Raw genomic sequence first — 7,076 nt, 5'->3', positions numbered from 1 at the left:
GGCTTTGTTGCGTAATTCGATGGAACTAAATCAGGAAGTTACGATCTGATCGGCTACATCAGTTAATCATCGTAGCCTTATGCCGAAACCTCGTTACAAAACAACTAACTGGAAACAGTACAACAAAGCCCTAATCAACCGTGGTTCACTCACTTTCTGGATTGATGAGGAAGCCATACGCGAGTGGAAGCAAAGCAAACAGAGTAAGCGCGGCAGGCCTCGTCGATTCAGCGACCTAGCCATTACTACCGCACTGATGGTAAAACGCGTTTTCTCTATGCCATTGAGAGCGCTGCAAGGTTTTCTAGACTCAGTATTTAAGCTGGCTAACATACCGCTTGTTTGTCCGCATTACACCTGTATAAGCCGTCGAGCCCAGCAGGTTGAGGTTTCATTTAAAACTAAAACCAGAGGTGCGATACAGCATCTGGCCATTGATGCCACTGGTCTCAAGGTTTATGGCGAAGGTGAATGGAAGGTCAAGAAGCACGGTACTGACGGGAAGCGTAGAGTCTGGAGAAAGCTGCATTTAGCAGTCGACACCAGTACTCACGAGATAGTAGCAGCAGAACTGAGTTTATCTAATGTCACTGATTCAGAAGTCCTTCCTAATTTGCTCAAGCAAACACGTCGACAAATCATCGAGATATCTGGAGATGGTGCTTACGACACAAGGAACTGCCATGATGCCATACGGATTAAGCGAGCTATTCCGCTTATCCCACCAAGAGAAGGGGCAGCCTTCTGGGAACAAGGACATCCTCGCAATTTAGCAGTGGGTTGCCAAAAGCTCTACGGCTCCAACAAGAAGTGGAAAAAGCGGTATGGTTATCACAAACGTTCACTATCAGAAACAGCCATGTATCGAGTGAAGCAGTTGCTAGGTGGGAGGTTAAGCCTGCGAAACTACAATGCTCAGGTTGGCGAAACCTACGCCATGATTAAAGCGCTGAACAAGCTTACAGGGCTTGGTATGCCTGAAACTCAGTTTGTTGTTTAAGAATTGCACAATTTCGGGCGGTTTGTTTTTCTGTCCGAATTACGCAACAAAGCCCCGTCACTCTTAAGCAATTTGTTATGTTTCTTTAGTTCACAAGCTAGTCACCGTATTTGCGAGTATGGACATAGTTCTTTTCGAATCCAAGTAATCCCCCTGTGATGTGAGATAACTTACACCTAAGCCAGAATTTAAGCGCAACTTGGTAAGGTAACCCGTTATTTGCAAAATACGTCCTTCCACAGACTAGTTGAACAACAAATGCAAAATTTTTGCTTTGGATATTTTTGACGTAATAATCTCTTACTGATGCCTCATAAGCAGATCTTGCGCCCACTGAAACTGGAACATCAACATCCATCCCTTCACGAGCTGACGCAAAACCCTCAAGCCAATTGAATTCACCTTCTTCATTAACATAACCGAGAGCAGAGATGTCTATTGGAAATTTGCTATGGTTGATAATTGAAACATATGATTTGAATGAGTTGTCAACCCGCTTGAGGACAATACGAATAAGATAGACCTCTTTGATTGCTGCGAAATACAACGCAATTAACGATATAACCAATGAAATTACTGATACTGCCTCTGAAATGGTCACCTTTTTCTCCCAAAAAAACATAACGCCCAATTAAGTAGTGAGCAACGCTACCACCTACCTCAACCATTGTGCCGTAAACACTAAAGCCGATTCAAACCAAAAGTGCCAAGCGTTGCGAATCTGCTTAAATTGCTTGTTATGTTTTACCACAAGTTACTGACTTAATTGAGAAAGAACTGTTATTTCAAGCCAGTTTTCTGAACAAAACCACAACGCAATAACCAACTTGGCCGCCAAAAGCGACTAACCCAAAACCAGTAATTCCACTTCCCTGTTCAACGAGGCAACCCAACTAAGCTTCAACAAACGCCCTGTCTTTCCAACCAAAGCGCAAAACAATGTTGAATTGCCGAGACAACTGCCAAGCTGAAATGCTAATTGGCTAAGAATCCTAAAGCAACTTTGAGCCAGTTAAACAAGAAGCCAACCACCACGACCTGACAATGAAGCAACCCGCGAACATTGGCATGTTTTACGGGCTGAGAAATTCAAGAACTTAGACCGACAATACGGATTTGCTGAATCTACTATCGACGAATTGCCAGAGGGACAAAGAACTAGAGCCTAAGACCTTTAAGCCTTTGAAATACAAGTAAACATAACGCCCAATTAAGTAGTGAGTAACGCACTGACCAAGCCGCTGCAAACCACTTACAACACAGAACCCAACGCATAGTAAAACCGCCGAGCGTTACGAATCTGCTTAAATTGTTTGTTAGGCAAATTTTCTACGCACTCACTAACTTGCTTTGAAAACAGAATACCTTAAACACGATTGACTACCAATTACCCACTGACTTTTTATGATTCATGAACCACTGAAGTCGCTGTGTTACAACCAAAACTTCAACAATCATGAAATGCACCCTTTCAGCAACAAAGTAGCTTTTGAACCTGAGAAACCTCAAAGCTGCAAACTGACAGCAATAACGAAAGCTTCGACTAACTTGCCCTTTCCACACTTTAAGTCAGTAAAACTCTCCACCTATCAACGCTAAAAACCAATGAAGCAACCCACGAACTTTGACATGTTTTACGGTTGAAGGAATTCAAGAATTTGAGCCGACAATTCCGAATTGCTGACTTAGAAAATCAGGTGGCTAGAGGGAGCAAGAAGATGAGAACAAAGAACTTTCTGCCCTTTGCCTAACGCCCAATTAAGGTGCGATAACGCTATAACACCCAAGCTAAACCATTGCGCCATAAACACAAATTTCAAACCGGAGTGAAATCGGCAAGCGTTAGGAGTCACTCTTAAATTGTTTGTTATGCTGCTGTTACGAGAACCTTGATGCTAACTTTTTATACACTGCATCTTTTTCTCGTTTTCCAATAGCCAACACATACACCACGACTTCATCATCGATAACTTCATAAGCTAAACGATAGCCTGCTGTACGCAGCTTAATTTTATATACTGAGTCATAACCACGAAGCTTTGATGAAGGAACATGCGGATTTTCAAGACGCTCTTTAAGTTTCTTTTTAAACTGACTTTGAATTGGTGGAGCTAACTTACTCCACTCTTTCTTTGCAGCAGGTAGAAATTTAAGTTTATAAGTCATCGATATCTACTTCCACCGCTTCAGATAACTCACCACGGCGACTTTCAACTAATTTTGCAAGCTCGTAGTCATCGAGCATATCCATTAGAAATTCATAAGTTTCTGCTGGGACAAGATAAGCAGCAGGCTTATTATGATTTAGGATAGCAATAGCAGAACCATCAGCTTCGTTTAACAAAGCTGTTGGATTTTTCTTTAACTCAGAAATACTTGCTGAACAATCAGCCAAAACCTGTCTCATATCAACACCAATTAAGCATTTAAATAAGTGCTAATTCTAGACCTTATTTTAAGTCTTAGCCAGAAGTTTTTGATTGCAGCATAACGCCCAATTAAGTTGTGAGCAACGCTGCCACGTTGCCTAAGCACTTCACCGTAATCACCAAACTAATTGAAACCGAAAGCGCCGAGCGTTGCGAATCAGCTTGAATTGTTTGTTAGTTGCCTGCCCTAAGCCTTGGATTTGAAGCTCATTGAGACTTTGCCATCTCTGTTTCTTCCGCTAACTAAAAACCCAAATCAGGCGTAGTTTCAAAGCGACTGCCTCTGAAACCACTTGGAATTCACAGCGCCGTAGAAAACGGACTTTAAACACCAAAGAACACTTTTTGGAAAGACTAACCATCAGAGCAGACTTTCAACGAGCGGTTTAGGTTCTGAAACAGAAAGTCCAACCATGCACCAAACAAAGTACTATTTTAACGAACCCGATAAGCTAGAAAATGAAGTGTGATAACTAGCAAAACACACGCTGGCATTAGCCCTAAACTTGCTGATTTAGTTACTTTTTCTTCTTTGGCAACTAACGCCCAATTAACGTGTGAGCAGCGCAGGCACTGGCCTTAAACACTGCGCCGTAAACACTTAACTCAACCCGAAGTGAGAGCGCCAAGCGTTGCGAATCACTGTTGAATTGTTTGTTATGTTTTACCACAAGTTACTGACTTAATTGAGAAAGAACTGCTATTTCAAACCAGTTTTCTGAACCAAACCACAAGGCAAGAACCAACTTGACCGCCAAAGGCGATTAACCTTAAACGTGTAATTCCACTTCCCTGCCCAATGAGGCAACCCGACCATGAAACAACAAGCGCCCTTTCTTTCCAACCAAAGCGCAAAACAATGCTGAATTGCCGAGGCAACTGCCAAGCCGAAATGCTAATTGGCTAAGAACCTAGAAGCAACTTAAAGCCAGTTACACAAACAACCGACCGCCACGACCTGACAATGAAGCAACCCACGAACATTGGCATGTTTTACGGGCTGAGGGATTCAAGAAATTAGGCCGACAATGCGGATTTGCTGAGTCTACTAGGGACGAATTGCCAGAGGGACAAAGAACTGAAGCCTAAGAACTTTAAGCCTTTGAAATACAAGTAAACATAACGCCAAATTAAGTAGTGAGCAACGCTGCCACCTACCTAAAGCATTGTGCCGTAAACACTAAAGTCGATTCAAACCCAAAATGCCAAGCGTTGCGAATCTGCTTGAATTTATTGTTATGTGCGTGCTAAACGATAGCGCCTTACTGTGCCTTCATTATCATCTGTATAGTTACCCAGATATTCACCACCGCAGTTTTCTATAACCTTTTGAGATGCTGGATTATCAATTGAACAGGTAACAATAACCGAGTCACTTACAACATTGTCACGCACCCAAGCGAGAAGAAACGAAGCAACGCCTTTGCCACGAGCTGATGGCCTAGTCTCGTAACCAATGTGCCCTATTGCATTCTCTACGTTCGCATTCGTCCCAGTACGAACTCGAATAGCACCTAAGATTTCAGAGTTCGAAATGCAGTAGTACGTTGTGCTTGGTAAATACCCATTTGGTAATTCGGAGGTTGCCTTAGAGCGCTCAACCAACCCCGACAAATAAGCTTCAGGGGTTAACCAAACATCTGAGTACTTTGGGATACCCGAGTCGAAGCATTCTTGCGCATAACTAGCTAACATTGGAGCTAAATCAGGGTTAGCTTCTACTACTTCCATGTCTATTTTCCTCTAAAGCACATAACGCCCAATTAACGTGTGAGCAGCGCAAACACTGAACTTGAATACTGCGCCGTAAACACTAAATTCAACCCGAAGTGAGAGCGCCAAGCGTTGCGAATCACTGTTGAATTGTTTGTTATGTTTTACCACAAACACATGATTTACTTGAGAAAGAACTGCAATTTCTAAGTGATTTTCTGAGCTAAACCACAAGGTAAGAACCAACTTGACCGCCAAAGGCGACCAACCAGAAACAAGTAATTCCACTTCCCTGCCCAATGAGGCAACCCGACCAAGAAACAGCAAACACCCTATCTCTCCAACCAAAGCGCAAAACAACGGAAAATTGCCGAGGCAACTGCCAAGCCGAAATGCTAATTGACTAAGAACCTTGAAGCGACTTTGAGCCAGTTAAACCAGAAGCCAACCGCCACGACCTGACAATGAAGCAACCCACGAACATTGGCATGTTTTACGGGCTGAGAGATTCAAGAACTTAAACCGATAATGCGGATTTGCTGAGTCTACTAGGGACGAATTGCCAGAGGGACAAAGAACTAGAGCCCAAGACCTTTAAATCTTTGAATTTCAAGTAAACATAACGCCCAATTAACGTGTGAGCAGCGCATACACTGAACTTCAAAACTGCACCGTAAACACTAAACTCAACCAGAAGTGAGAGCGCCAAGCGTTGCGAATCACTGTTGAATTGTTTGTTATGTTTTACCACAAACACATGATTTACTTGAGAAAGAACTGCTATTTCTAGCTAGTTTTCTGAAGCAAACCACAAGGCTAGAACCGACTTGGTCGTCAAAGGCGACCAACCTAAAACAAGTAATTCCACTTCCCTGCCCAATGAGGCGACCCGACAAAATCACAACAAGCGCCCTTTCTTACCAACCAAAGCGTAAAACAATGGCAAATTGCCGAGGCAACTGCCAAGCTGAAATGCTGATTGGCTAACAACCTAAAAGCGACTTTGAGCCAGTTACACAAACAGCCAACCGCCACGACCTGACAATGAAGCAACCCACGAACATTGGCATGTTTTACGGGCTGAGAGATTCAAGAACTACAACCGACAATGCGGATTTGCTGAGTCTGCTAGGGACGAACTGCCAGAGGGATAAAGAACTAGAGCCTAAGAACTTTAAGCCTTTGAATTAAAAGTAAACATAACGCCGCGTTAAGTGGTGAGCAACGCCTACCACCCTATCTAAACCATTGTGCCGTAAACACTAAATTCAAAGCAAACCGAAAATGCCAAGCGTTGGGAATCCGTCTTAAACGCTTTGTTATACAAACAGTTAAAGTTTATCGACTAGCTTCTTTAAATGGTTCTTAGCCAACTTATGATTTCCACGGCTCATCCACTTGATACAATCAAAAAGCTCCCAAGTAAGACCATCATCACCATTCGCATAAGCGGGAAAGTCCTCATGCTTTGGTGCTGGTTCATCTGTTACCCTTTGCTCGATGATGCCATTTTTGTCAAATAACACTTTAAACGGTTTTGAAATACTGAACGATTCATTTAAATCTAAACAGTGAATTTCGGCACTAGTGAGATCATTAAAAATGTACTTTTTAAAGTAAGCATTATCATTGTGGAAACCTTCGAGTTGATAGAATATTTCCTTGTCACACTCGAAGGCTGAGAAGCACTCGTCTGTAGATCTATGGAAGTCATTCTTTGTGAAAACGAGAATATCGGCATCCGATACACGGTCACCTTTCCCAGCAGCCAATGAGCCTAACAACACAGCCGCTACTACGTCACTCTCAGAAATGAACGCCGAGCACGCTGATCGAACCAACTCATTTTGGAGAGGAAGATGCTCTAAATCTAGCTTTTCTGAACTCAAAATTGCCTCCGTTTGTATAACGCCCAATTAAGGGGTGAACAACGC

General features: G+C 42.8%; 7 protein-coding genes. 1 reads left to right on the top strand and 6 read right to left on the bottom strand.

Going from position 1 to position 7,076, the window contains the following annotated elements:
• Positions 1-79 precede the first annotated feature (79 nt).
• Positions 80-1,000: an IS5 family transposase gene (locus ACU01J_RS21215; RefSeq protein ID WP_481085133.1), complete on the top strand. Its 921-nt coding sequence runs from the start codon at positions 80-82 to the stop codon at positions 998-1,000.
• A gap of 97 nt (positions 1,001-1,097) precedes the next feature.
• On the opposite strand, the gene ACU01J_RS21210 is transcribed toward ACU01J_RS21215, so the two are convergent.
• From ACU01J_RS21210 to ACU01J_RS21185, 6 genes are all read right to left on the bottom strand, one after another.
• Entirely contained in the window at positions 1,098-1,601 is a 504-nt protein-coding gene (locus ACU01J_RS21210) for a hypothetical protein (protein ID WP_481087412.1), read from the bottom strand.
• Between the two features lie 1,277 nt (positions 1,602-2,878).
• Positions 2,879-3,166 carry a type II toxin-antitoxin system RelE family toxin gene (locus ACU01J_RS21205; protein ID WP_481087411.1) on the bottom strand — a complete coding sequence of 96 codons (288 nt, stop codon included), beginning with the start codon at positions 3,164-3,166 and terminating at the stop codon, positions 2,879-2,881.
• Positions 3,156-3,407 carry a type II toxin-antitoxin system Phd/YefM family antitoxin gene (locus ACU01J_RS21200; RefSeq protein ID WP_017038856.1) on the bottom strand — a complete coding sequence of 84 codons (252 nt, stop codon included), beginning with the start codon at positions 3,405-3,407 and terminating at the stop codon, positions 3,156-3,158. Before ACU01J_RS21200 ends, ACU01J_RS21205 begins: the two co-directional genes overlap by 11 nt.
• A 1,258-nt stretch (positions 3,408-4,665) precedes the next feature.
• The gene (locus ACU01J_RS21195) at positions 4,666-5,160 is read right to left on the bottom strand and encodes a GNAT family N-acetyltransferase (protein WP_147691805.1); all 495 of its coding nucleotides are present in this window, start codon (positions 5,158-5,160) and stop codon (positions 4,666-4,668) included.
• Between the two features lie 12 nt (positions 5,161-5,172).
• Positions 5,173-5,430 carry a hypothetical protein gene (locus ACU01J_RS21190; protein WP_481087410.1) on the bottom strand — a complete coding sequence of 86 codons (258 nt, stop codon included), beginning with the start codon at positions 5,428-5,430 and terminating at the stop codon, positions 5,173-5,175.
• A gap of 1,043 nt (positions 5,431-6,473) precedes the next feature.
• Complete coding sequence (locus ACU01J_RS21185; RefSeq protein WP_481087409.1) at positions 6,474-7,031, bottom strand: nucleotidyltransferase domain-containing protein; 558 nt, start codon at positions 7,029-7,031, stop codon at positions 6,474-6,476.
• Positions 7,032-7,076 lie beyond the last annotated feature (45 nt).

This window comes from Vibrio sp. 2433-A1 (assembly GCF_056726085.1).
Note: the sequence above shows the minus strand (reverse complement) of the source record. Positions and strands in the feature narration are given on the sequence as shown.

Coding starts and splice junctions, on each gene's coding strand:
- ACU01J_RS21215 (WP_481085133.1), top strand. CDS start 80: ATGCCGAAACCTCGTTACAAAACAACTAACTGGAAACAGTACAACAAA.
- ACU01J_RS21205 (WP_481087411.1), bottom strand. CDS start 3,166: ATGACTTATAAACTTAAATTTCTACCTGCTGCAAAGAAAGAGTGGAGT.
- ACU01J_RS21200 (WP_017038856.1), bottom strand. CDS start 3,407: ATGAGACAGGTTTTGGCTGATTGTTCAGCAAGTATTTCTGAGTTAAAG.
- ACU01J_RS21195 (WP_147691805.1), bottom strand. CDS start 5,160: ATGGAAGTAGTAGAAGCTAACCCTGATTTAGCTCCAATGTTAGCTAGT.